The sequence below is a fragment of the Streptacidiphilus sp. MAP12-16 genome, from assembly GCF_041262165.1.
Classification (GTDB): Bacteria; Actinomycetota; Actinomycetes; order Streptomycetales; family Streptomycetaceae; genus Streptacidiphilus.
This window is the reverse complement of record NZ_JBGCBY010000044.1, coordinates 1-24,057: the sequence shown is the minus strand read 5'-3', so window position 1 is coordinate 24,057 and position 24,057 is coordinate 1. Positions and strand designations below refer to the sequence as shown.

Below are 24,057 nucleotides of genomic sequence, written 5' to 3'. Positions count from 1 at the left end.
GCCTCTCGACTCGCCCGAACCCGCGGCAGATCCCGTCACAGCCACCGAACCCGATCCCCTCACCGTGTCCCACCCAACGGCAGCGTCGCCAGCACGCCCGGCACCTGCTCGTGGTCCAGTCGTACCAGCCCGACCCCGGCGCTGCGCGCCCGCGACTCCAACTGCCGGGTGACCTGCTCGAGCTCGCTCTCGCCGCGCGCCGTCACCCGCACCTGTCCGCTCAGAGCGACGGCCCCCGCCGATGCCTGACGTACCGTCAGGCTGAAGGCGCTCCCCAGCGCCGGCGTGCCCGTCAGCAGATTGACCAGGTCGGACGACCCGACTCCGGAGCCGCCTCGGGCACCTCCGGAGCCATGGCTGGACGGGGCCAGCTTCGGCCACTGCCCGACCCAGTACGTGGTGTGCCAGCGGTCGTCGCAGCGCCAGGCTCGCACCGTCTCCGCCGTACGCCGCCCGGCAGTTGTCGCCCCCGCTGCCGCGCCACCCGCGCGCAGCGGGTTCGCGCAGGTCGCCGTGGACACGGCGGCCGTCACCCCGCCCGCGTCCAGCACGACGGCGCGCAGCCCAGCCCCGACGAGTCGGCTGGCCAGCTGGTCGACGGCGCGCTGCAGCGACTTGCGGGCACCCACCTCGCCGCCGCCGCGTGCGGCGACGGCGCTGAGGCAGAGCTCGGGGTCGAGCCTGACGGCGACCCAGGTCATCCGCAGGCCCGGCGTGGAAGGCCCTTCCGGAAGCTCGCGGTAGCCCCGCGCCGCGAGCGCCTGCTCGGGCAGGTGCGGGGCCGGGGAGGGCTGGCTGTACTGCACGACCTGGATCGCGTCCACCACGATGTCGTCGACCTGGAGGCCGTCGGCGAGCAGGTCCAGCGGCAGCGGCCGGGAGCCGCGCGCGGGGCGCAGCGGCTCGTCCGGGGCTTCGACCTGGATGACGGCGGTCAGGAACGTACCGTCGCCGATCATGCCGATCTCCCGGCGCTCGCGTCGCGCCGTCGTCGAGCTGCCCTCGAACTCCACGGTGTGCTGGACGGTTCGCAGCGCGGGTTCGCACTCCAGCGCGGGAGCCATCGCCGGGTCCGTCCGGGAGTCACCCTGGACGTCCAGGGGGGCTGCGGCGGCGCGCCGTTGACGCGCCCGCAGCGCGGCGCGGGCCCGGACCAGCTCGGCGGGGGACAGGCCGTTCCGGCGCAGCAGAGCCAGCAGCACCAGCACAACGGCCGCCACGCCGCAGGGGATCAGCACGATCCGGATGGTGGCGAGGCCGATCACGACCAGGGCGGCGGCCGTCTCGACCAGGATCAACTGCGGCAGCCGCAACGGCCCCAGCCGACCCGGACGCGGCCGGATCGCCACCTGGACCGGCGCGCCGGACGGCCGGTCCTGCGGCATGGCGGGAGCGGGGCCAAAACCCCCGGTGGGCGGCCCGTACGGGCCGTCAGGGCGCTGGGAGCGCGGTGACGCGGTCTTGCTTGGCATCCCCCGGGTCAACCTCTCTGGATGGGCCCGCCGTCTGTCGACAAGCGGGAAACCGGTGGCCGGTTGGCTGATCGCAATACCGTACCCGTACGGTACGTACCGTTCGCGCGCGGACCCATAGCACTGGGACGGGGAGAGTCAACAGCATGCCATCACGCCGGAACGAGCTGAGCGCCTACACGTTTTCGCGGCGGCGCACGGTCGCCGCCTTTCTGCAACCCTCCGGCGGGGGCAACGAGGAGGACGCGCCGAAGGCGCTGCGCGCGGTGATGCCCAGCCTGGTCGTGGGCGCTCTGACGGTCGCCGGCTTCGGCGCGTACGGGATGATCAAGCCGTCGGCGCCGCTGCACTGGGACAGCGCCAACGCGGTCATCGTGGACAAGCAGACGACCACCCGTTACGTGATGCTCGGCGACCACAAGCTGCACCCGGTGCTGAACATCGCCTCGGCGCGACTGCTGCTCGGCGCCAACTCCTCGGTGGAGGAGGTCGACGACTCGGTTCTGAACTCCGGCACGGTGCCGCACGGCGCGACCATAGGCATCCCGTACGCCCCGGACAGCCTCCCCACCGCCAAGGACGCGGCGAGCGCCAAGGTGTGGGCCGAGTGCGACCGTCCGGCGAGCGGCGGACAGGGCGGCACGGACCAGAAGTTGTTCGTCCTCGGCGGAGCGGACGCCGCGAAGGTCGCCGGTGCGCGCCGGGTCGATGGGCGCCACGCCTTCTACGTCCAGGGCCCCGACGGGGCGGCGTACCTGGTCGACGCGACCGGGACGGCGCACCTCCTGGCCAGTGGCGCGGACAACAGCGCCAACACGCAGCTCTCGTCGGTGACAGCGGCCGGCGCGAGCAGCAGCCCGAGCCCCGGTTCGGGGTCGAGCTCCGGAAAGAACAAGAAGGGGAAGCAGGGCGCGGGGACCCCCGCCGCCTCTCCTTCCACCACGCCGTCCCAGCCCGCCGCGAGCCCCTCCTCGGCCGCCGGTTCGTCCTCCTCCATGCTCCTCGCCACCGCCGCGTTCGGTGCGACGGTCGGTCAGCCGCAGGCCGTCACCAAGGAGTGGCTGGCCACGCTGCGCATCGGCGACCCGATCACCGTCCCCAAGGCCGACATCGCCGGATACGGGCAGCCCACCCCCGTTCGCATCAGCGGGGTGAACCACGTGGGCGACCTCTTCCGGGTCCTCGGCGACAACGGCCAGTACCTGCACTACGTGGTGCTGCAGGACGGCATCCACCGGGTGTCCGACTTCACCGACCGGCTGCTCGGCGCCCTGCACACCGACATGGTCGACGAGCCGAGGGTGGACGCGGTGGCCGTGCCCGGAGCGAACACCGCAGCCCAGTTCGAGGGTGCCAAGGACTGGCCGCAGTCGACCGTGGGCCAGGTCAACTCGGCCACGAACGGCGGGGGTTCGACGTCGGGTTCGACGGTGGCCTGCAGCGTCTACACGGGCTCGACCTCCGCGTCGGGCGCTCCCGTGCTCGGCCTGTGGGCGGGCCCGGCGTACCCGATCGACAGCTCCTCGGGTTCTGCGGGCGTCTATGTCACCCCGGGCACGGGTCTGCTCTACCGCTCGGTGTCGGGGACCAGTACCACCGCTGGGGCGGTCGACCTGCTGACGGACACGGGCCTGCGCTACCCGGTGCAGATCAACACCGACAGCAGCGCTTCGGGCGCGGGAGCAGCAGTGTCCGGTGCCTCGTCGGCGCCCGCCGCTCCGCCGTCGACCACGGGCCAGGGCGGTGCGCAGCCCGACAACGCCCAGGCCCGGCTGGGGTACGGCGGGCTCAACCCGGCCCCGGTGCCCGAGTCCTGGTCCAGCCTGCTTCCCTCCGGGCCCAACCTCAACTCGACTGCGGCCGCTGAGCAGCAGGGATCCTGACGCTCGGTCACGCCGGGGCGGCGAATGCCCGCCGACTGCTCCAGAGCCCGGTGTTGGGGGCTGCGGTCATGACAGCTAGAGTTCTTCGGGGCATCACCGCTGTGGTGTCGGCTGGGCGTTCCTTGACCGGACACCCGGTCTCGATTGTCTGTCTCATGGGGGACGGTGCATATGTCGGGTCAGTTCAGGACTACCGCCGATGAGATGCGTGCCTTTTCGGGTCGCATCTCCGAGGTCAACAGCCAGATCCAGCAGGAGCTCGGTCGGCTCAACAACCTCATCAGCTCGATCACTTCGGGCTGGCAGGGTGACGCGGCCCAGTCGTACCACCGCCTTCAGGAGCAGTGGAACACCGACGCGGACAAGCTCAACCGGGTGCTGAACGAGATCAAGGATGCGATCGACTCGACCTCGGCTCAGTACACCAGCACCGAGCAGGAGCAGCACTCCTCGATCAGCAAGATCACCTCAGCTCTCGGCTGACGTGTCGTCGCTGGTTCGCTGAACAACTCCAATTGCTTGAGACTGCCTGAGAAGGAGACATCATGTCCGGCCACATCATGGTCAACTTTTCGACCATTTCCAACGCGGCCGAAGAGGTCCGCAGCACCGCGTCGCGAGTGCAGTCCCAGCTCGACGAGCTGAAGGCCGGCGTCAGCCGGATCGCCCAGAGCTGGGAGGGCAAGGCCCAGGAGGGCTACCGCGCCCGCCAGGCCGAGTGGGACAGCTCCGCCGCTGACCTGCACCAGGTGCTGACCCAGATCGCGGGCGCGCTCGACAGCGCCGCGCAGAACTACCAGGCGACCGAGAACAAGAACTCCAGCATCTGGGGCCACTGAACCCTCTCGTCGCCGTCGTGCCGATCCCTGGTCCGCCCCGGACGGGTCTCGGCACGACGGCGTTGCCGGGCAGTACGTACGTCGGAGTGGACACCGCGGGGGATCAGACAGCTGTGAGCAGGCACTACCGCCGCAAGGCGATTCCCGCGGTCCTCGCCGCAACAGCCCTGGCCGTGACCGCTCCCGCCGCGGTGCACGCACCGGCCCAGGCACCGGCCGGTTCCGCAGGTCAGTCCGTACCTCAGTCCGCACTTCAGTCCAACGGCCAGTGCGTCTTCCCGGCCGCCGAGATCCCGGGCAACCCCTGGTCCCTGCAACGGGTCCTGATGCCGCAGCTGTGGCGCTACGCCACCGGCAAGGGCGTCACCGTCGCCGTGATCGACACCGGCGTGGACGACACCAACCCGCAGCTCCGCGGTGCGGTCGCGGCCGGCACCGACTTCCTGCCGAAGCAGGGCGGCAACTCGCTCACCGACCCGGTCGGCCACGGAACCATGGTGGCGGGCATCATCGCGGCCCGTCCGACCACCGGTACCGGCTTCGTCGGTCTGGCTCCGGACGCCCGCATCCTCTCGTTGCGGCAGAACGACTCGCAGGGCAGCGGGAACGCCGACACGCTGGCCCAGGCCGTCAACGAGGCCGTCAGGCAGCACGTCGACGTGATCAACATCTCGCAGGACGTGGCCTCCAACGGCAAGCCGGTCGCGCTGGCCGACAACAGCAGCCTCGGGATCGCGGTCGCGAACGCCCTCAGCAACAACATCGTCGTGGTCGCCGCGGCGGGCAACGAGAACCTCTCCGCCGCCACCTACCCCGCCTCCTTCCCGGACGTCCTCGGCGTCGGCGCCTCCGACCGCGACAACGAGCGTGCCTCCGCCTTCTCCGAGACCGGCCGCTCGGTGCAGGTCGCGGCGCCCGGGGTGGACATGGTCTCCACCGTGCCCAAGGGCGGCCAGTGCGTCGACAGCGGAACCAGCTTCGCCAGCCCCTACGTGGCCGGGGTCGCCGCGCTGCTCAAGCAGTTGCACCCGACCTGGAAGGCGCAGCAGATCATCGCCAGGATCGAGCAGACGGCGCAGCGCACCGATCCTGGTCGCAACGACTTCATCGGATGGGGCGTGGTCGATCCGGTCGCCGCGCTCTCGGACACCTCGGCGCCGGAGATGGCGGCCGTTCCGACCGTCCGTACTGCCGGTTCGGCCGCGCCGATCCAGCCGCGCCCGCTGGGGCTCGGCGAGACCCAGGCCGATCGGGACCAGCGCACCGCGACCTACGCCCTCGGCCTGGGCCTGCTGGCAGTGATGGTCATCTCCGGTGTCGCGGTCGTCATCCGTGACTCGCGCCGCCGCCGCACCGCCTGAGGTGCCTGCGGAACGGTGAGGGCCCCACCCGTACGGGTGGGGCCCTCACCGCATTCAGCAGTGCGCATGGGTCAGATCGCGGACTTCTCGTCCTCCGGGATGGTGATGATCCAGCGGCTCTCCGGCCGGGGCCGCAGATAGAGGACCCAGTACAGGGCGGCGACCACGGTGATGCCGAGGGTATAGATCAAGGCCTTGGTGTCCTGCATGTAGAGGATGTAGCCCAGGCCGATCAGCAGCAGCGCAGGGATCGTCGGCCACAGTGGCATCCGCCAAGCTGCGCGCTCCTTGTGGGCACCTCGGCGCGAGGCAAGGGCTGCGATTGCGACGAACATGTAGAGGACGACCACGGCGACACAGGTGATGTTGTTCAGCGTGGTCTGCGGGACGAAGCAGAGCACCGCGCCGGGGATACCCACAGCGAGAGTCGCGATCCACGGAGACCCGTAGCGCTTGCTCAGGTTGCCGAACGCGCGGTTGACGGGTTCAGGCCACGCACGGTCACGAGCCGATGAGTAGAGCACCCGGGAGTTCTGGATGACCATGACGATCGCAGCGTTGATGATGGCGAGGGCGACGCAGAGACTGACGAAGGTGCCGATCGCCGAGTTGCTCCACGAGGTCACCATGCCGCTGATGTCGCCGCCCGCCAGCGCGTCCAGGCTGGGCGCGCCGAGTGTGATCGCGGCGGTCGGGATCAGGATGACGGCGGAGCCGATGCCCAGCGTCCACAGGACCGTACGGGACACGGTGCGACGGGGGTTTTCCATCTCCTCGGACAGGTACACGGCTGTGGAGAAGCCCTGGAGGATGAACAGTGCCGCACCCAGCCCGGCCACGATAGTAAGGGCGGAAACGGGCGATCCAGTACCGTGGGCCGCCGCGATTTCGGGGTGCAAGAGGACCGATGCCGAGCGCTGAGTGTGGGTGAAGCCGAGCACTGCGACCAGCCCGGCTGCGATGACCTCGAGACAGAGGAAGATTCCGGTGATCCAGGCGTTGGCCCGCAGATCCAGAAGGCCCATGAGGGTCGCCAGCAGCATGACCGCGGCGCCCATGATCTTCGGATCCACATTTACGATCGGGGCGAGGTACGCGGCGGTTCCCATCGCGATGATCGGAGGAACGATCATCACCACGATCAGCGCCTGGATGAAGGCCAACCAGCCGGAGAACCGGCCGATGGTCTGGCCCGCCATCGCGTACTCGCCGCCGGCGCTGGGGATCAGGGTTCCCAGCTCCGAGTAGCAGAAGGCCACTCCGACGCATAGCGCGATGGCGATGCAGATCGCCATCGCGGTCCCTGTCCCCAGTGTCGCGAACGACAGGGGCACGATCACGAACAGCGAGGATGCGGGGGTCAGGCAGGACAGCGTCAGCAGGGTCCCGCCGACGACGCCGATGGAGCGCTTGAGCTTCTGCGGCTCTGCGGCCTGCTGTCGGTCCTGCGGGGCTGCGGTGGCCGTGACGGCCGGGCTCAGCGTGTCGGTCATGTGCGTTCCGATCGGATCGGTGGGCCTCTGATGCGGGAGAAGCGGTATCGCCTCCGGTCGGATGGGATGCTGCGAATCTGTCGCTCTCCGCTCGCCATGTAACCCCCACGGTTTAGAAAGCGTCAAGGCCGGGTTTGCTTCGGATTTCGTTGCGGTACTCGACAGTCACAACGAATCTGATTCCAGGTCAGCGATGTGGGCTAAATAGCCCTTATGTCCACTTGCCTTCATATCCATTGTGCTGAGTGCAGTCGATCTACATATGAAAGGCATGTCCGCGCTTTGAACCCGCTATCGCCAACCCTCGTCCAACCCTGCTCCGGACATGCCGAAGGGGCCGCCGAGTGACGTATCACTCAGCGACCCCTTCGGATCTGACGGTGTTCGTCCGGATAACGATCCGGAACGCGGCCCGGCGGCCGACTACTGCGTCGTCGGCAGCCAGCCGGTCTGCACCGTGAAGGTTCCCCGACGCCGGGTGACCAGCACGCCCCGGCCCGGCGGCATCGGCTGCGGCTTCACGTTGCCGAGCAGCACGCCCTCGTCCTTCTCGCCCGACAGCACGATGCCCTGGGCGCCCAGCTCCTTCAGCCGCTGCATCACCGGTTCGTACAGGGCCCGGCCCGCCCCGCCCGAGCGGCGGGCGATGATGATGTGCAACCCGATGTCCTTGGCGAACGGCAGCACCTCAAGCAGCTGCGTCAGCGGATTGCCGGTGGAGGTCGCCACCAGGTCGTAGTCGTCGACCACCAGGAACAGCTCCGCACCCGACCACCAGCTGCGGTCGCGCAACTGCTCCTGGGTGACCTCGGGGCCGGGGATGCGGCGCTCCATGGAGCCCTTGATGTCGCCGAGGAACGCCTGCAGCGCAGGCTGCGCCGCCGCGTACTCCAGCAGATGCGGTGTGGTGACCTGGCCCAGCAGCGCGCGGCGGTAGTCGCCGATGACGATGCGGGCCTGCTCGGGCGTGTAGCGCTCGGTGATGCCCCTCAGCAGCAGCCGCAGCAGCGCGGTCTTACCGGTCTCGCCGTCACCGAAGATGATGAAGTGCGAGTCGGTGTCGAAGTTGAGGAACACCGGGGACAGCGAGGACTCGTCCACGCCGATCGCGATGCCCTGCTCGGGGTACTCGAAGCCCTTGGGCAGACTCTCGGCCGGCAGGATCTCCGGCAGCATCCGCACCTGCGGGGCGCGCGGCCCGGTCCAGGCGCTGTTCACGGCCTGGACGAAGGCGGTCACCCCGTCCGCGAGGTCCTCGATGCCGCTGGAGCCGTCGATCCGCGGCAGCCCCGACAGGAAATGCAGCTTGTCGGCCGTCAGTCCGCGACCGGGCGCGCCCGCGGGCACGTTCTGGGCGACCTTGCGGTCTATCTCCGACTCCATCGGGTCACCCAGCTTGAGCTCGACCCGAGTCTGCATCAGGTCCTTCAGCGCCGGGCGGACCTCCCCGTAGCGGGACGCGCCGATCACCACGTGCACGCCGTATGCCAGACCGCGCTGCGCGACGTCGGTGACCAGGGGCTCCAGCATCTCGAACTCCTGGCGGAAGGTAAGCCACCCGTCCACGACCAGGAACACGTCGCCGTACGCCTCGCCGGGCAGGGTTCCCGCCCTGCGCCGGTTGCGGAAGGTCGCGATGGAGTCGATGCCCTGCGCGCGGAACAGCTCCTCGCGCTGGTTGAGCAGCCCGGACACCTCGCTGATCATGCGGCGCACCTTGTCGGCGTCCAACCGGCCCGCGACCCCGCCGACCTGCGGAAGGCCCTGCATGCCGATCATGCCGCCGCCGCCGAAGTCGAGCAGGTAGAACTGCACCTCGGACGCAGTGTGGGTGAGCGCGAACGAACTGATCATCGAGCGCAGCAGGGTGGACTTGCCCGATCGCGGACCGCCCACGACCATGCCGTGCCCGGCCGCGCCGGAGAAGTCCAGGTACATCAGATCCCGGCGCTGCTCGAACGGCTTGTCGACCAGGCCGACGGGGACGACCAGGCGTCCCGCGCCGGCGTACTCCGGCGCGGACAGCCCGCGGTCGGGTGTGCCGGCGAGGGCCGGGAGCAACTGGTCCAGTGAGGGGGCCTCGTTCAGCGGCGGCAGCCACACCGCGTGCGCGGGCGGCCCCTGGCCTTCGAGCCGGTCCACGATCACGTCGAGCACGGTGTCGGCCAGCGCGTCGTCCTGGCGGCGCGGCGCCTCCGGCTCCACCTCGTTCAGGGGCAGCAGGGGCATCGCCACCGGCGCGCCGGTGAACAGCACCGGTTGCTGGCGACGGACCCGTCCGGTGGACTGCTGCGCGGCGCCGGCCCGATAGGGACCCGATACGTAGGCGGCCTTGAACTGCGCCATCACGTCCGTGCCGAACTTGAGGTAGCCCACGCCGGGCACCGGAGGCAGGTGGTAGGCGTCGGGGACGCCGAGCGCCGCCCGGGACTCGGCGGCGGAGAAGGTCCGCAGTCCGATCCGGTACGAGAGATAGGTGTCAAGGCCGCGCAGGCGGCCCTCCTCGAGCCGCTGCGAGGCCAGCAGCAGGTGTACGCCCAGGGATCGGCCGATGCGGCCGATCTGGATGAACATCTCGATGAAGTCCGGCTTCGCCGTCAGCAGCTCGCTGAACTCGTCGATGATCAGCAGCAACGAGGGCAGCGGCTCCAGTGGCGCACCGGCCGCCCGGGCGCGCTCGTAGTCGTGGATGTTGGCGTAGTTGCCCGCCGCGCGCAGCAGTTCCTGGCGGCGGTTGAGCTCGCCGGTGATGGAGTCGCGCATCCGGTCGACGAGGGTGAGCTCCTCGGCCATGTTGGTGATGACCGCGGAGGTGTGCGGCATGTCGGCCATGCCGGCGAAGGTCGCGCCGCCCTTGAAGTCGGCCAGGACGAAGTTCAGCACCTCCGAGGAGTGCGTCATCGCCAGGCCGAGGACCAGGGTGCGCAGCAGCTCGGACTTGCCGGAACCGGTCGCGCCCACGCACAGGCCGTGCGGGCCCATGCCCTCCAGTGCGGCCTCCTTGAGGTCCAGCATCACCGGCTCGCCGCCGGCCCCGAGGCCGATCGGGACGCGCAGCTTCTCGTGCATCGGCCGCGGGCGCCAGGTACGGGCCACGTCCACGGACATCGCGTCGCCGACGCCCATCAGGTCGGTGAAGTCCAGGTTCGCCAGCAGCGGTTCGTCGTCGTCGCCGACGGACGCCCGCAGCGGGGCGAGCTGTCGGGCCAGCGCCTCGGCCTGCCAGGAGCTGAGGGTGTCCGGCTTCCCGCGGTAGACGCCGCCACCCGCCGAGGTCAGCCGCATCCGCTCCGGGGTGACCACGACCGCGAGACCACCGCGCAGCTCGTCGAGCTCACCCGGGACGACCTCGATGACGGTGACACCCTGCAGGCCCTCGCTGCTCGCGAGCACCGAGTCGGCGCTGACGGCGGCGCCGTCCAGGACGACCACCAGGTGCGGCTGGTCGGGGACCGGCACGGCGTCACGATTGAAGCGGGCCCGGCCGGAGAGCTCGTCGGCGAGCAGCCCCTCCAACTCGTCGAGGGAGGGGCAGATCATGCGCAGCGAGCCCGCGCCGTCCGACTCCGAGGGATGCTGGACGTGCGGCAGCCACTTGGTCCACTCCCACTCGGGCGCGGCGCCGGGCGCGGCGGCGATGCCGACGAGCAGGTCGTCGGGGGAGTGCAGGGTCGTCAGCTGCGCGAGTGCGGCGCGCACGGTGCCGTACACGGTCTCCGGGTCACCGGAGATCGTGAGGTGGTAGAAGGCGCGCAGCGACACGGCCAGCGGCAGGTCCGGCAGAGTGCCGTGGGCGGCCAGGAAGCTCTTCATCGCCTCGGCGGTCAGCGGCTCCAGCTCGTCCACCGGTGCGGTCTGCGGCGCGATCAGACGGGTCGACAGCTGCTGCGGCCCGGTGCCGAGCCGTATCTGCCCGAAGTCGGCGTCGCCCGGACGGCGCTCCCACAACCGGCGGCCCTCGGCGACGACGGACCACAACTGGTCCGGCTGCGGGTGCAGGTAGAGCTGGGCGTCACGCTGACGGGAGGCGGTGCGGCGCACCTGCTTGCGCAGCTGCGCGAGGTACTTGAGGTAGTCGCGGCGCTCGTCCTCGATCTCCCCGCCGCCGCCCTTGCGCTGCGCGTTGAGCTGCGCGACGGCCATGGCGACGGTCGAGGCGACCATCATGCCGCCCATGACCTTCATCATCATCTGCATGCCGGGCATGAAGAAGAAGGCGGCGGAACCCGCAGTCGCCAGCATCGGCAGCAGCGACTGCCACCAGCTGCCGCTGTCGCCGCGCGGCAGCTCGGGCGGCGATTCCAGGCGGACTTCCTCGCCCGGTACCGCGGGCGGGTATGCCCGCGGCGGTCGCTTGACGGTTACCACGCTCAACTCGGTACCAGCCTCGTCCTGTCGAGTCCCCTGACGGGCACGGACAGCGCCGCAAGCGCCCCCCGCGTCACCGCTCTTCGCAGGGGCCGATCCTAGTCCCTGCCGTGACAGGGCCAGGGCAGGGGGTTGCGAGGCCCGATCAGCGGAGAGTTCCGATCCCGGGCCCAACCCCCGGCCCCAAGCCTGGGTCTGACGTCCTCGGAGTCCGGTCGCTCTCACCTGCACGGGGCAGCTGTGCGCACCCGTACGGGCCGAGGAATGACCCCTCCGCAGCGGACGGTAGGGTGAGCCGCTGTCAGTTCACAGACACTCACAGGGGGAGGGGCTCCGGGTGAGCACCAGCACCAGCACCGGTTTCTGCCGGGTCACAGTCGTCGCGCCGGACAGTCGGATCGACGTGGCGCTGCCCGAGGACGTCCCGCTCGCCGACGTCTACCCGGAGGTCCTACGACTGTCCGGGCAGACCTTGCCCGAGGGCGCGCCGACCGGCTTCCACCTCGTCCGCCGCGACGGCTCGGTCCTGGACAGCAGTCTTCCGCTGATCGCCCAGCAGGTCCGCGACGGCGACCTGCTCAGCCTGCGCCCCTTCGCCGAGTCGCTGCCGCCTGCTGTCTACGACGACGTGGCCGAGGCGGTCGCCACCGCCGTCGCAGCCGACCGCACTCTCTGGGGCCCCGAGCTGATGCGCGGTGCCGGACTGATCGGCGGAGTGCTGCTGCTCGCGCTGCTCGGCTTCGCGCTGTGGTTCTCCGATCTGCAGCACGACATGCACTCCCTGCCCGGGCTCCTCTCCGGGGTCACCGCCTTCGTCCTGGTTGCCCTCGCCGGCGTCCGGGCCCGCGTCTACGACGACCGCGGGTCCGCACTCGCGCTCGGCCTCGCCGCCCTGCCGCATGCACTGATCGGCGGGTCCGGGATCATCGCCCCCGCCCTCGGCCACGGCCCGGGGCGGATCCAGTTCCTGGTCGGCTGCGTCGTCGTGCTGATCGCCTCGGTGCTGCTCACCGCGCTGATGCCGGGCGGCGACGCACCCTTCGTCGCGGCCACCGTGGTGTCCGCCGTCGGTACCCTCGCCACCTTCGGCGCCGTGCTCGGCGACGCCTCGGCCCGTGAGGTCGCCGCCGCGTCCGCCGTGGTCGCCGTCGCCCTGATCGGCTTCCTGCCCCAGCTCTCCGCCCGCTTCGCCCGGCTCCCGGTCGCCTTCCACGCCCCCCAGCAGGTCGGCGGCCGGGTCGAGGCCGAGCAGAACGCCGACGACGAGGAGACCGCCGACTACACCCGGATCGCCGCCAAGGCCCGCCGCGGCCACGAGCTTCTGGTCGGCCTGGTCGGCGGCTGCGCCGCCGTCGTCGTCGGCTCGGCGACCGTGCTCGCCTTCAGCGGCAGCCGCTGGCCGGAACTGCTCGCCATGGTCCTCGGCGTGACGACGATGCTGCGCGCCCGTCTCTTCCGGCACACCACGCAGGTGCTCTGCCTGCTGACCGCCGGGCTGCTCAGCCTGGGCCTGCTGGTCCTCGGCGTGGCACTGCACATGCAGCTGTTCCTCTACCAGAACCTGAACAACGCGTCCGCGGTCGATCTGCGCACCATCCTGCTCGGCGTCTCCATCGCCGTCGGCGCCGCCTTCCTGGTCGCCGTCGCCCTGGTCGTGCCCGCCCGAGGCGTGTCGCCGTTCTGGGGCCGCATCCTCGACCTGGTCGACGGGCTGATGCTCGCCGCGCTGATCCCGCTGGCCCTGGCCGTCCTCAACGTCTACGCCGCGGTCCGCGGCTTCACCAGTTAAGGCCGACCGGCAAATGGAGGGCGGCGTCGCGGGCAAGGGGGCACCTCCCGCCCGAAGGGTGGGGGAGGCTCTCGCCCAGACGGCTTCTCCTCAGTCGCCAGGGCTCCGCCATGGCTCCTTCGTCGGCACCGCCTGGACTCGGCCCTCGACCCTCCCCCAACCTTCGGCCGGGGGGACCCCCTTCTTCTTCCACCCTCCATTTGCCGGTCGGTCCAAGGCCGACCGGTACATGGGGGCCCGCGACGCCGCCCCCCATGTGCTGGTCGGCCTAAGAGCTGTTCCGCGCACTGGTAGTCTGGTGCGGGGCGCGAGCCCCGACCGCCGGGTTCCATCAGTTCCTGTGAAGCAGACCAGGACCACCCGGCACCATTGAGACTCACAAGGAGTTGCTGTGGCCCTCGACGCCGCTGTCAAGAAGCAGATCATGGACGAGTTCGGCCAGAAGGAGGGCGACACCGGGTCCCCCGAGGTCCAGGTCGCCATGCTCAGCCGCCGTATCTCGGACCTGACCGAGCACCTCAAGCTTCACAAGCACGACCACCACTCCCGTCGTGGCCTGCTGCTCCTCGTCGGCCAGCGTCGCCGCCTGCTGCAGTACCTGGCCAAGAAGGACATCGAGCGCTTCCGTACGCTGGTCGACCGCCTCGGCATCCGCCGCGGTGCCGCCGGCGCGGCTCGCTAGTACCTCGCCTGGGGGCGGCTCTCGTTCGGGAGCCGCCCTTCGGCGCATCCTGACCCAGCAGATAGACAGATGGTTGGGCAGGGCGCACGCGTGGGAAAGACAGCGTGCGTAAGGTGAGAACGAAGGGTGAAGGACCATCCGAGCACGCGCGCCGCGCGTGAAGTCGAGGTGGCACCTCACCGCGGGACGACCGGACCGGTCGCCGCCCGCAAAGACGCGGAGCGTCCACACGCATCCGACCGCTGGCGCCACCAGGCGCCGGTCCTCGGTAGTGGCCGCCGGAGGAGCGAGCGCGACAAGCGCCGTACCCGTCCGGAGGCTTCGATCGAAGACCGGCCCAGCCGGGGCCGCCACGCCGTCGGCGCAGCGATGGGGACGCTCCACCTGAGGACATGAAGGAGATCTTCCAGGTGGAAGACAACACCACGCACGAGGCCGTAGCCGTCATTGACAACGGCTCTTTCGGTACCCGCACCATCCGCTTCGAGACCGGCCGTCTGGCCCGTCAGGCCGCCGGTTCCGCCGTGGCCTATCTGGACGACGAGACGATGATCCTCTCGGCGACCAGCGCCTCGAAGCAGCCCAAGGACCACTTCGACTTCTTCCCGTTGACGGTGGACGTCGAGGAGCGGATGTACGCGGCCGGGCGCATCCCCGGCTCGTTCTTCCGTCGCGAGGGGCGTCCCTCCGAGGACGCCATCCTCACCTGTCGCCTGATCGACCGCCCGCTGCGCCCGTCCTTCGTCAAGGGCCTGCGCAACGAGATCCAGGTCGTCTGCACGATCATGGCGCTCAACCCCGACGACCTGTACGACGTCGTGGCGATCAACGCCGCGTCCGCGTCCACGCAGCTCGCCGGCCTGCCCTTCTCCGGCCCGATCGGCGGCGTCCGCGTCGCGCTGATCAAGGGCCAGTGGGTCGCCTTCCCGAGGCACAGCGAGCTCGAGGAGGCCGTGTTCGACATGGTCGTCGCGGGTCGCACCCTCGCCGACGGCGACGTCGCGATCATGATGGTCGAGGCCGAGGCCACCGCGAAGACCATCGAGCTGGTCAAGGGCGGCGCCACCGCGCCGACCGAGGACGTCGTGGCCGCTGGTCTGGAGGCCGCCAAGGTCTTCATCCGCGAGCTGTGCCGTGCCCAGTCCGAGCTGGCCGCCGCCGCTGCCAAGCCCACGGGTGAGTTCCCGATCTTCCTGGACTACCAGGACGACGTGTTCGAGGCGCTCAGCGCCGCCGTGAGCGAGGAGCTCGCCCAGGCGCTCACCATCGCCGGCAAGCAGGCCCGTGAGGCCGAGCTCGACCGGGTCAAGGGTCTCGCCTCCGACAAGCTGCTCCCGCAGTTCGAGGGTCGCGAGAAGGAGATCTCCGCCGCGTACCGCTCGCTGACGAAGAAGCTGGTCCGCCAGCGCGTCATCAAGGACAAGGTCCGCATCGACGGCCGCGGCGTCACCGACATCCGCACCCTGGCCGCCGAGGTCGAGGTCATCCCGCGCGTCCACGGTTCGGCCCTGTTCGAGCGCGGCGAGACCCAGATCCTGGGTGTCACCACGCTGAACATGCTCCGCATGGAGCAGCAGCTGGACACGCTGGCGCCGGAGACCCGCAAGCGCTACATGCACAACTACAACTTCCCGCCGTACTCCGTCGGTGAGACCGGCCGCGTGGGCTCGCCCAAGCGCCGCGAGATCGGCCACGGCGCGCTCGCCGAGCGGGCACTGGTTCCGGTGCTGCCGACGCGCGAGGAGTTCCCCTACGCGATCCGCCAGGTCTCCGAGGCCCTCGGGTCCAACGGCTCGACCTCGATGGGCTCGGTCTGCGCCTCGACCATGTCGCTGCTGAACGCCGGTGTGCCGCTCAAGGCCGCCGTCGCCGGTATCGCCATGGGTCTCATCTCGCAGGAGATCGACGGCGAGACGCACTACGTCGCGCTCACCGACATCCTCGGTGCCGAGGACGCGTTCGGCGACATGGACTTCAAGGTCGCCGGTACGAAGACCTTCGTCACCGCGCTGCAGCTCGACACCAAGCTCGACGGCATCCCCGCCTCGGTCCTGGCCGCCGCGCTGAAGCAGGCCCACGACGCGCGTCTGCACATCCTCGACGTGATGAACGAGGCGATCGACGTCCCGGACGAGATGTCCGCGTACGCGCCGCGCATCATCACGATCAAGATCCCGGTGGACAAGATCGGTGAGGTCATCGGCCCGAAGGGCAAGATGATCAACCAGATCCAGGAGGACACCGGCGCGGACATCACCATCGAGGACGACGGCACCATCTACATCGGTGCGGTCGACGGTCCCTCGGCGGAGGCTGCCCGTACGACGATCAACCAGATCGCCAACCCGACCATGCCGGAGGTCGGCGAGCGCTACCTGGGCACCGTGGTGAAGACCACGACCTTCGGCGCGTTCGTGTCGCTCATGCCGGGCAAGGACGGCCTGCTGCACATCTCGCAGATCCGCAAGCTCGCCGGTGGCAAGCGCGTGGAGAACGTCGAGGACGTGCTCGCGGTCGGCTCCAAGGTCCAGGTCGAGATCGCCGAGATCGACCCGCGCGGCAAGCTCTCCCTGATCCCCGTGGTCGAGGGCGAGGAGGCCGCCGAGGCCGAGGCCAAGTAAGGCTTCGCCTGACGGCGTAGGTACGTAGGTACGTCGCGGCCCGGTCCACCGCTCTTCCGCGGAGGACCGGGCCGCACCCCTGCCGGGGGCCCGGGGCCGAGCCCTGGAAATTACTCTGTTCTCGAACCTGAAGACCCATGCCGGAGGCATAACGTGGCACAGCCCACGGCAGCGCAGCAGCGGCCCGGAACGACCAAGACACTGCTCAAGGGCGTGGACGGGGCCGGTGTGGTCCGCCGCACGGTCCTCCCCGGGGGACTGCGCGTCGTCACCGAAACGCTGCCGACCGTCCGCTCGGCGGCCTTCGGCATCTGGGTCGGCGTCGGCTCGCGCGACGAGACGCCGGTGCTGAACGGTGCGACGCACTACCTGGAGCACCTGCTCTTCAAGGGCACCGACCGCCGCAGCGCCCTGGACATCTCCTCCGCGCTGGACGCGGTCGGCGGCGAGATGAACGCTTTCACCGCCAAGGAGTACACCTGCTACTACGCGCGGGTGCTCGACAACAACCTGCCGCTGGCCATCGACGTCGTCAGCGACATGCTGACCAGCTCGCTGATCCGCCAGGAGGACGTCGACACCGAGCGTGATGTCGTCCTCGAAGAGATCGCGATGACCGAGGACGACCCGAGCGACGTGGTCCACGACCTGTTCGCGCAGGTCATGTATGGTTCCTCGCCGCTGGGGCGTCCGGTGCTCGGCACCGTCGACACCATCAACGCGCTCACCCGCGACCAGGTCGCGGGCTTCTACCGGCGCCGCTACCGCCCCGAGCACCTCGTCGTGGCCGCAGCCGGCAACATCGACCACGCCAAGGTCGTCCGCCAGGTCCAGCGCGCATTCGCCGACGCCGGCGCGCTGAGCCGCGAGGACGTCGTCCCGGCCGGGGCGCGTGGCGGCGTCCGGGCGCTGACGACCGCGGGCAAGGTCGAGATCCTGGACCGGCCCACGGAGCAGGCGCACCTCGTCCTCGGCCTGCCCGGTCTGGCCCGTGCCGACGAGCGCCGCTGGGCCCTGGGCGTCCTGAACTCGGCACTGGGCGGCGGCATGAGCTCGCGGCTGTTCCAGGAGGTACGGGAGAAGCGCGGCCTGGCGTACTCCGTCTACTCCTACTCCTCCGCCTTCGCCGATACCGGCCTCTTCGGGATCTACGCGGGCTGCCAGCCCAAGCGGGTCGAGGAGGTGCTGAAGATCTGCCGCGAGGAGCTCGAGCGCGTCGCGGAGCAGGGCATCACCGAGGAGGAGCTGAAGCGGGCGATCGGCCAGATCTCCGGCTCCACCGTGCTCGGCATGGAGGACACCGGCTCGCTGATGTCCCGCGTCGGCAAGGCCGAGCTCTGCTACGGCACGCACCTGTCGGTGGACGACCTGCTCGCGAAGATCTCGGCGGTGACCCTCGACGACGTGCGCGACGTCGCCTCGTCCGTGCTCGGTGCCTACCGGCCCTCGCTCGCCGTGATAGGTCCGGTCAACGGCAAGCGCGCCGCCCGCCTGACCGAAGCCATCGCCTGACTTCCTCTTCTGATAGGAGCTACCGCCATGAGCACGCCCCTGCGGGTCGCCGTCCTCGGCGCAAAGGGCCGGATCGGCGCCGAGGCCGTCCGCGCGATCGAGGCCGCGCCGGATCTGGAACTGGTGGCCGCGCTCGGCCGCGGCGACAAGCTGGAGACGTTGACCGAGGCCGGAGCGCAGGTCGCCGTCGAGCTGACGCACCCCGACTCGGTCATGGCGAACCTGGAGTTCACCACCACCCACGGCATTCACGCCGTCGTGGGAACCACAGGCTGGACCGAGGAGCGTCTCGCCTCACTGCAGGGATGGCTGGCCGCCTCCCCGTCCACGGGTGTGCTCATCGCGCCCAACTTCTCCATCGGCGCGGTCCTCACCATGCGCTTCGCCCAGCAGGCCGCCCGCTTCTTCGAGTCCGTCGAGGTCGTCGAGCTGCATCACAACAACAAGGCCGACGCCCCCAGCGGCACCGCCACCCGAACGGCGCAGCTCATCGCCGCCGCCCGCGCCGAGGCCGGGCTCGCCCCGCAGCTGGACCCGACCACGCACGGGCTTCCCGGTGCGCGTGGAGCGGACGTCGACGGTGTCCCGGTGCACGCGGTCCGGCTGCGCGGACTGCTGGCGCATCAGGAAGTGCTGTTCGGCGACACCGGCGAGACCCTGACCATCCGTCACGACTCGCTGCACCACAGCTGCTTCATGCCCGGCATCCTGCTCGGCGTGCGCAAGGTGGTGGACACGCCGGGGCTGACCTTCGGTCTGGAGAACTTCCTCTTCGCGGACTCGGGAGAGTGAACCGATGGTCGCCCGCGTGACGTACGTCGTCGTCTCCGCCGCCCTGCTGCTCGGCTTCCTGGTCATCGTGGTGACCGGCGGTCAGCTGATAGCCACCGGCAACGGCCTGGCCATCGGCATTGGGATCTGCGCCGAGGTCCTGGTCGTGCTCGGCGTCTGGTTCCTCTGGAAGACCTACCGCTTCGGCCGCCGCAGCGGCCAGCTCGCCCGCGAACTGGAGGCCGAGGGTGCGTTGCCGGCGGACGAGCTGAAGCGCAGCGCCGGTGGCCGGATCGATCGTGACTCCGCCGACGCGGTCTTTGCCCGCCGCCAGGCGGAGACCGAGGCAACCCCGGACGACTGGCGCTCCTGGTTCCGCCTGGCCGTGGCCTATGCCGACGCCCGGGACACGCCGAGGGCCCGGAAGGCCATGCAGCACGCCATCAAGATCCACGACGCGCAGGTGTAGCGACGGTGTCCGGCTGTGCCCGGCGTTGGTTGACGACGGGCGCCGGCAGGTTCCCGTACTGCAGCTCCGTCAGCATCACTCCGCCGAGCTGCAGCTCTGTTCGTTCGCCGGTGGCGTGCAGACCCTGGCGCTCGTAGAAGGCCCGGCCACGGGTGTTGCCCTCCAGCACCCACAGCACCTGCCGCTCGTGCCCGTCGGCGCGCAGCCGGTCCCGGGCGGCGGCGAGCAGCGACGCGCCCGCGCCGGTGGACCAGGCGCCGGGATGGGCGTACAGCGCATACACCTCGCCGCGCGGCGTCCCGGCCCGGACCTGCTCCGGCATGGGCCGTTCGGGGCCGCACATGACGAAGGCCACGATCCTGCCCTCGCGCTCGGCGACCAGGTCGTAGTACCCGTCGGGGCTCTCCTCCAGTCGGCGGACCGCGCGGGCCACGACCTCCGGCCCGGTCTCCATGGCGTCCAGGTACACCGGCGGTATCAGGCCCGCGTACGCGGCCCGCCACGACGCCGCCCGGAGCCGCACGATGTCGGCCACGTCGGCTGGAGTCGTGTCCCGGATCAGCGGCCCGGCCAGTCGTGGCTGCATCGCCATCCTTTCGTCATGCACAGGATAGAGAACGGGCGGGGTCCGCGGCCGCCGCTACGCTGGTCGGCGGCCGGAACCAGCCACGCACGCACCATCGAGAGGATGTACCAGGTGACTGACGAAGCCGCCGTCGCACCCGAGCCCACCTTCCGCGACGACGTCACCGTCGAGCTCGTGCGCAGCAGCGCCCAGGACGGCGATGTGCTCTTCGCCGCCCGGGTCTCCACCGCCGGCGAGCAGTCTCTGGACGAACTGCAGCAGGACCCGGCCCGCTCCAGGGGCCTCATCAACTACCTGATGCGCGACCGCCACGGCACGCCGTTCGAGCACAACTCGATGACCTTTCTGGTCAGCGCCCCGATCTTCGTCTTCCGCGAGTTCCATCGGCACCGCGCCGGGTGGAGTTACAACGAGGAGAGCGGCCGCTACCGCGAGCTGCAGCCGGTCTTCTACGTCCCGGGCGCCGAGCGCAAGCTGGTCCAGAGGGGCCGTCCGGGCAAGTACGAGTTCCATGCGGGCACGCCCGAGCAGTACCGGGCGGCCACGGTCGCCATGGAGGCGTCCTACCGCCAGGCGTACGCCGCCTACCAGGCGATGCTCGCCGACGGCGTGGCCCGGGAGGTGGCCCGCGCGGTGCTCCCGGTCGGCCTGTTCTCCTCGATGTACGCGACCTGCAACGCCCGTTCGCTGATGCACTTCCTGTCCCTTCGGACCAAGGACGAGCGAGCGACGGTCCCCTCCTTCCCGCAGCGCGAGATCGAGATGGTCGCGGAGAAGATGGAGCAGCAGTGGGCCGCGCTGATGCCGCTCACGCACGCTGCCTTCAACGAATACGGACGCGTCGCGCCCTGAGCGACGAGGGGCCCGAGATCTCACTTTCAGTCAGATCTGCTGTATGTCCCATTTGCGGGAAATCAGGGTGTTCCTTAGTCTCAAAAGCACGAGCCCCGGTGCTGCCTGAACCCCCGAGCAGGCAGCGCCGGGCTCCTCATTCGTGTTTCTCCTGATGGACCGCCTGTGCTAGCACACACCCGCAACGAGTAGCGTTGGGTTCATGGCTCCGACCTCCACTCCTGAGACCCCCTTCGGCAGGGCTCTGACCGCGATGGTGACTCCGTTCACCGCTGACGGTTCTCTCGACCTCGAAGGCGCCCAGCGTCTGGCGGCCCACCTCGTCGACGCCGGCAACGACGGACTCGTCGTGAACGGCACCACTGGCGAGTCGCCGACAACCAGCGACGCGGAGAAAGCCGCGCTGGTACGGGCCGTCGTGGAGGCAGTCGGGGACCGGGCCCATGTCGTCGCCGGCGTCGGCACCAATGACACCCGCCACACCGTGGAGCTCGCCCGCGAAGCCGAGCGCATCGGCGCCCACGGGCTGCTCGTCGTGACGCCGTACTACAACAAGCCGCCGCAGGAGGGCCTGTACCGGCACTTCACCACGGTCGCCGACGCCACCGGCCTGCCGGTCATGCTCTACGACATCCCCGGCCGGAGCGGCGTGGCCATCGACACCGAGACGCTGGTCCGGCTCGGCGAGCACCCCCGGATCGTGGCCAACAAGGATGCCAAGGGCGATCTCGGTGCGGCCGGGTGGGCCCTCTCCCGCAGCGGCCTGGCCTGGTACTCCGGCGACGACATGCTGAACCTGCCGCTACTCTCCATCGGCGCGGTCGGCTATGTCAGCGTCGTCGCCCACGTGGTCGCCGCCGAACTCCGGAGCATGCTGAACGCCCACCTCGCGGGTGAAGTGGCAAAGGCCGCAGAGATACACCAGCAACTTCTGCCTGTGTTCACCGGTATGTTTCGTACACAAGGTGTGATCACCACCAAGGCCGCCCTGGCACTGCAGGGCCTCCCGGCCGGTCCGCTGCGGCTGCCGCTGGTCGAGGCCACCGAAGCAGAGCTCGACCAGCTGAGGAAGGATCTCGCCGCCGGAGGGGTACACCTCTGACAACAGACTTCCACGTCCTGCCGTCGCGGTGACGTGTTGCACCAAGGAAACCGAAGAAACGATGCCGCCTGCGCTGTGCACCCACCTGGGGTGTGCGGCGTGCGCGGAGAGGAGAAACTTTTGAGCCATCCGCACCCTGACCTGGGCACCCCGCCGCCGCTCGCCGAGGGGGCGCTCCGCGTCACCCCGCTGGGCGGTCTCGGCGAGATCGGTCGCAACATGACGGTCTTCGAGTACGGCGGCCGCCTGCTCATCGTCGACTGCGGTGTCCTCTTCCCGGAGGAGGAACAGCCCGGTGTCGACCTGATCCTTCCGGACTTCACCTCCATCCGGGACCGCCTGGACAAGATCGACGGCATCGTCCTCACCCACGGGCACGAGGACCACATCGGCGCAGTCCCCTTCCTCCTTCGGGAGAAGCCGGACATCCCGCTGATCGGGTCCAAGCTGACCCTGGCGCTGATCGAGGCCAAGCTCGCCGAGCACCGGATCCGCCCGTACACGCTGGAGGTGAAGGAGGGCGAGCGCGAGCGCATCGGAGCGTTCGACTGTGAGTTCATCGCCGTCAACCACTCCATCCCGGACGCGCTGGCCGTCGCCATCCGCACCCCCGCCGGCATGGTCGTCGCCACCGGTGACTTCAAGATGGACCAGCTGCCGCTCGACAAGCGGCTCACCGACCTGCCGACCTTCGCCCGTCTGGGCGAGGAGGGGATCGACCTGCTGCTGGTGGACTCCACCAACGCCGAGGTCCCCGGGTTCATCGCGCCGGAGCGGGACATCGGCCCGGTGCTCCAGCAGGTCTTCGACCGCGCCGACAAGCGGATCATCGTGGCGAGCTTCGCCAGCCACGTCCACCGCATCCAGCAGGTTCTGGACACCGCCCACGAGTTCGGCCGCAAGGTCGCCTTCGTCGGTCGTTCCATGGTCCGCAACATGGGCATCGCCCGCGACCTCGGCTACCTCAAGGTGCCGGGCGGCCTGGTCGTCGACGTCAAGACGCTGGACGACCTGCCCGACGAGGACGTGGTGCTCGTCTGTACCGGCTCCCAGGGCGAGCCGATGGCGGCGCTGTCCCGGATGGCGAACCGCGACCACCAGATCCGCATCGTCGAGGGCGACACGATCATCCTGGCCTCGTCGCTGATCCCCGGCAACGAGAACGCGGTCTACCGGGTCATCAACGGCCTGACCCGCTGGGGCGCGGACGTCGTCCACAAGGGCAACGCCAAGGTGCACGTCTCCGGACACGCCTCGGCCGGCGAGCTGCTGTACTTCTTCAACATCTGCAAGCCCCGCAACCTGATGCCGGTGCACGGGGAGTGGCGCCACCTGCGCGCGGTGTCCGACCTCGGACAGAAGACCGGCATCACCAAGGACCGCATCGTCCTCGCCGAGGACGGCGTGGTCATCGACCTGATCGACGGCGTCGCCAGGATCGTCGGCAAGGTCCAGGCGGGTTACGTGTACGTCGACGGACTCTCGGTCGGCGACATCACCGAGGGTTCGCTGAAGGACCGGCGAATCCTCGGGGAGGAAGGCATCATCTCGGTCTTCCTGGTCGTCGACTCGGCGACTGGCAAGATCGTCGGCGGCCCGAACATCCAGGCCCGCGGATCGGGCATCGAGGACGACGCCTTCGGCCCTGCCATCGTCAAGATGCAGGATGCCCTGTCGAAGTCGGCCCAGGACGGCGTCATCGAGCCGCGTCAGGTCCAGCAGCTCGTCCGTCGGGTCCTCGGCAAGTGGGTGTCCGACACCTACCGCCGTCGCCCGATGATCCTCCCGGTCGTGGTCGAGGTCTGACCTCCGTCCCCGTCCGGCGCGTCAACTCGGATGCCCCCGCAGGCTTTCAGCCTGCGGGGGCATCCGCACGTAAATCGGGCGACAGTCCGGGCAGGCGGTGGCGCTCCGACTCGCCATTCCTCGGCCGTCGGGCGACGTTCCCTGGAACGGCCGGTCCGGCCGGCCGAGCGGGCAGGACGGTCGGTGCGTACATCCGCGCCGACCTCGCCTGCTCGCTGAACGTGCGGGCACGACGCGCTCGGGTCTGGTTTGACATGCCTCGCAGGCATGCGTAATGTTCTGCGGGTTGCCCTGCGGACAGCGGTGGCGACGCTCCCTAAAACCGATCATGCGACCTCTGGTTCGTCATGTCCTTTTTCGGGGAATGCGGTTGAATTCGCTCGTCCGAGCGAAATCGGCTAGAGTTTTACTCGTCGGAACGGGCCGGAAACGGTGCGGGAAGGCGGAAATC

Annotated in this window: 17 protein-coding genes; 13 read left to right on the top strand and 4 right to left on the bottom strand. The window is 69.8% G+C overall.

Going from position 1 to position 24,057, the window contains the following annotated elements; genetic code table 11:
* Positions 1-59: 59 nt before the first annotated feature.
* Positions 60-1,472 (bottom strand): type VII secretion protein EccE, encoded by a 1,413-nt coding sequence (gene eccE, locus ABIA33_RS35935; RefSeq protein WP_370088004.1) that lies wholly within the window; start codon positions 1,470-1,472, stop codon positions 60-62.
* Positions 1,473-1,618: 146 nt separating this feature from the next.
* On the opposite strand from eccE, the gene ABIA33_RS35930 reads away from it, so the two are divergent.
* The 4 genes from ABIA33_RS35930 to mycP all read left to right on the top strand — a co-directional run bounded on the left by ABIA33_RS35930 (position 1,619) and on the right by mycP (position 5,555).
* Entirely contained in the window at positions 1,619-3,355 is a 1,737-nt protein-coding gene (locus ABIA33_RS35930; protein WP_370088002.1) for a type VII secretion protein EccB, read from the top strand.
* 171 nt (positions 3,356-3,526) lie between these two features.
* Positions 3,527-3,838 carry a WXG100 family type VII secretion target gene (locus ABIA33_RS35925; RefSeq protein WP_370088000.1) on the top strand — a complete coding sequence of 104 codons (312 nt, stop codon included), beginning with the start codon at positions 3,527-3,529 and terminating at the stop codon, positions 3,836-3,838.
* 62 nt (positions 3,839-3,900) lie between these two features.
* Positions 3,901-4,194 carry a WXG100 family type VII secretion target gene (locus ABIA33_RS35920; protein WP_370087998.1) on the top strand — a complete coding sequence of 98 codons (294 nt, stop codon included), beginning with the start codon at positions 3,901-3,903 and terminating at the stop codon, positions 4,192-4,194.
* Positions 4,195-4,307: 113 nt separating this feature from the next.
* Positions 4,308-5,555 (top strand): type VII secretion-associated serine protease mycosin, encoded by a 1,248-nt coding sequence (mycP, locus tag ABIA33_RS35915; RefSeq protein ID WP_370087996.1) that lies wholly within the window; start codon positions 4,308-4,310, stop codon positions 5,553-5,555.
* A 71-nt stretch (positions 5,556-5,626) separates the two neighbouring features.
* On the opposite strand, the gene ABIA33_RS35910 is transcribed toward mycP, so the two are convergent.
* Both ABIA33_RS35910 and eccCa read right to left on the bottom strand, forming a co-directional pair.
* Positions 5,627-7,048 (bottom strand): APC family permease, encoded by a 1,422-nt coding sequence (locus ABIA33_RS35910; RefSeq protein WP_370087994.1) that lies wholly within the window; start codon positions 7,046-7,048, stop codon positions 5,627-5,629.
* A 423-nt stretch (positions 7,049-7,471) separates the two neighbouring features.
* On the bottom strand, positions 7,472-11,422 hold the full coding sequence (gene eccCa / locus ABIA33_RS35905; RefSeq protein WP_370087992.1) for a type VII secretion protein EccCa: 3,951 nt from the start codon (positions 11,420-11,422) through the stop codon (positions 7,472-7,474).
* Positions 11,423-11,753: 331 nt separating this feature from the next.
* Here eccCa and eccD point away from each other — a divergent pair, with 331 nt between their 5' ends.
* The 6 genes from eccD to ABIA33_RS35875 all read left to right on the top strand — a co-directional run bounded on the left by eccD (position 11,754) and on the right by ABIA33_RS35875 (position 19,260).
* On the top strand, positions 11,754-13,205 hold the full coding sequence (gene eccD / locus ABIA33_RS35900) for a type VII secretion integral membrane protein EccD (RefSeq protein ID WP_370087990.1): 1,452 nt from the start codon (positions 11,754-11,756) through the stop codon (positions 13,203-13,205).
* A gap of 391 nt (positions 13,206-13,596) precedes the next feature.
* The gene (gene rpsO, locus ABIA33_RS35895; RefSeq protein ID WP_370087988.1) at positions 13,597-13,887 is read left to right on the top strand and encodes a 30S ribosomal protein S15; all 291 of its coding nucleotides are present in this window, start codon (positions 13,597-13,599) and stop codon (positions 13,885-13,887) included.
* A gap of 392 nt (positions 13,888-14,279) precedes the next feature.
* Complete coding sequence (locus tag ABIA33_RS35890) at positions 14,280-16,508, top strand: polyribonucleotide nucleotidyltransferase (protein WP_370087986.1); 2,229 nt, start codon at positions 14,280-14,282, stop codon at positions 16,506-16,508.
* A 153-nt stretch (positions 16,509-16,661) separates the two neighbouring features.
* Positions 16,662-18,020, top strand: coding sequence for a M16 family metallopeptidase (locus ABIA33_RS35885; RefSeq protein ID WP_370087984.1), 1,359 nt, complete (start codon positions 16,662-16,664; stop codon positions 18,018-18,020).
* A 27-nt stretch (positions 18,021-18,047) separates the two neighbouring features.
* Positions 18,048-18,812, top strand: a complete 765-nt coding sequence (gene dapB, locus ABIA33_RS35880) for a 4-hydroxy-tetrahydrodipicolinate reductase (protein WP_370087982.1) — start codon at positions 18,048-18,050, stop codon at positions 18,810-18,812.
* 4 nt (positions 18,813-18,816) lie between these two features.
* The gene (locus ABIA33_RS35875) at positions 18,817-19,260 is read left to right on the top strand and encodes a hypothetical protein (protein WP_370087980.1); all 444 of its coding nucleotides are present in this window, start codon (positions 18,817-18,819) and stop codon (positions 19,258-19,260) included.
* Here ABIA33_RS35875 and ABIA33_RS35870 read toward each other — a convergent pair.
* A complete protein-coding gene (locus ABIA33_RS35870; protein WP_370087978.1) occupies positions 19,235-19,846 on the bottom strand; it encodes an N-acetyltransferase family protein in 612 nt (203 codons plus the stop codon). The two genes, ABIA33_RS35875 and ABIA33_RS35870, sit on opposite strands and share 26 nt — an antisense overlap.
* 111 nt (positions 19,847-19,957) lie before the next feature.
* On the opposite strand from ABIA33_RS35870, the gene thyX reads away from it, so the two are divergent.
* From thyX to ABIA33_RS35855, 3 genes are all read left to right on the top strand, one after another.
* The gene (thyX, locus tag ABIA33_RS35865; RefSeq protein WP_370087976.1) at positions 19,958-20,698 is read left to right on the top strand and encodes an FAD-dependent thymidylate synthase; all 741 of its coding nucleotides are present in this window, start codon (positions 19,958-19,960) and stop codon (positions 20,696-20,698) included.
* Between the two features lie 202 nt (positions 20,699-20,900).
* Complete coding sequence (dapA, locus tag ABIA33_RS35860) at positions 20,901-21,800, top strand: 4-hydroxy-tetrahydrodipicolinate synthase (RefSeq protein WP_370087974.1); 900 nt, start codon at positions 20,901-20,903, stop codon at positions 21,798-21,800.
* 120 nt (positions 21,801-21,920) lie between these two features.
* A complete protein-coding gene (locus tag ABIA33_RS35855) occupies positions 21,921-23,606 on the top strand; it encodes a ribonuclease J (protein WP_370087972.1) in 1,686 nt (561 codons plus the stop codon).
* Positions 23,607-24,057: the final 451 nt, after the last annotated feature.

Excerpts from the sequence above, each read along its gene's own strand:
- ABIA33_RS35870 (WP_370087978.1), bottom strand. The coding sequence starts at position 19,846 with ATGCAGCCACGACTGGCCGGGCCGCTGATCCGGGACACGACTCCAGCC.
- eccE (WP_370088004.1), bottom strand. The coding sequence starts at position 1,472 with ATGCCAAGCAAGACCGCGTCACCGCGCTCCCAGCGCCCTGACGGCCCG.
- ABIA33_RS35890 (WP_370087986.1), top strand. The coding sequence starts at position 14,280 with ATGAAGGAGATCTTCCAGGTGGAAGACAACACCACGCACGAGGCCGTA.
- ABIA33_RS35910 (WP_370087994.1), bottom strand. The coding sequence starts at position 7,048 with ATGACCGACACGCTGAGCCCGGCCGTCACGGCCACCGCAGCCCCGCAG.
- ABIA33_RS35930 (WP_370088002.1), top strand. The coding sequence starts at position 1,619 with ATGCCATCACGCCGGAACGAGCTGAGCGCCTACACGTTTTCGCGGCGG.
- ABIA33_RS35925 (WP_370088000.1), top strand. The coding sequence starts at position 3,527 with ATGTCGGGTCAGTTCAGGACTACCGCCGATGAGATGCGTGCCTTTTCG.
- dapA (WP_370087974.1), top strand. The coding sequence starts at position 20,901 with ATGGCTCCGACCTCCACTCCTGAGACCCCCTTCGGCAGGGCTCTGACC.
- ABIA33_RS35920 (WP_370087998.1), top strand. The coding sequence starts at position 3,901 with ATGTCCGGCCACATCATGGTCAACTTTTCGACCATTTCCAACGCGGCC.
- dapB (WP_370087982.1), top strand. The coding sequence starts at position 18,048 with ATGAGCACGCCCCTGCGGGTCGCCGTCCTCGGCGCAAAGGGCCGGATC.
- ABIA33_RS35875 (WP_370087980.1), top strand. The coding sequence starts at position 18,817 with ATGGTCGCCCGCGTGACGTACGTCGTCGTCTCCGCCGCCCTGCTGCTC.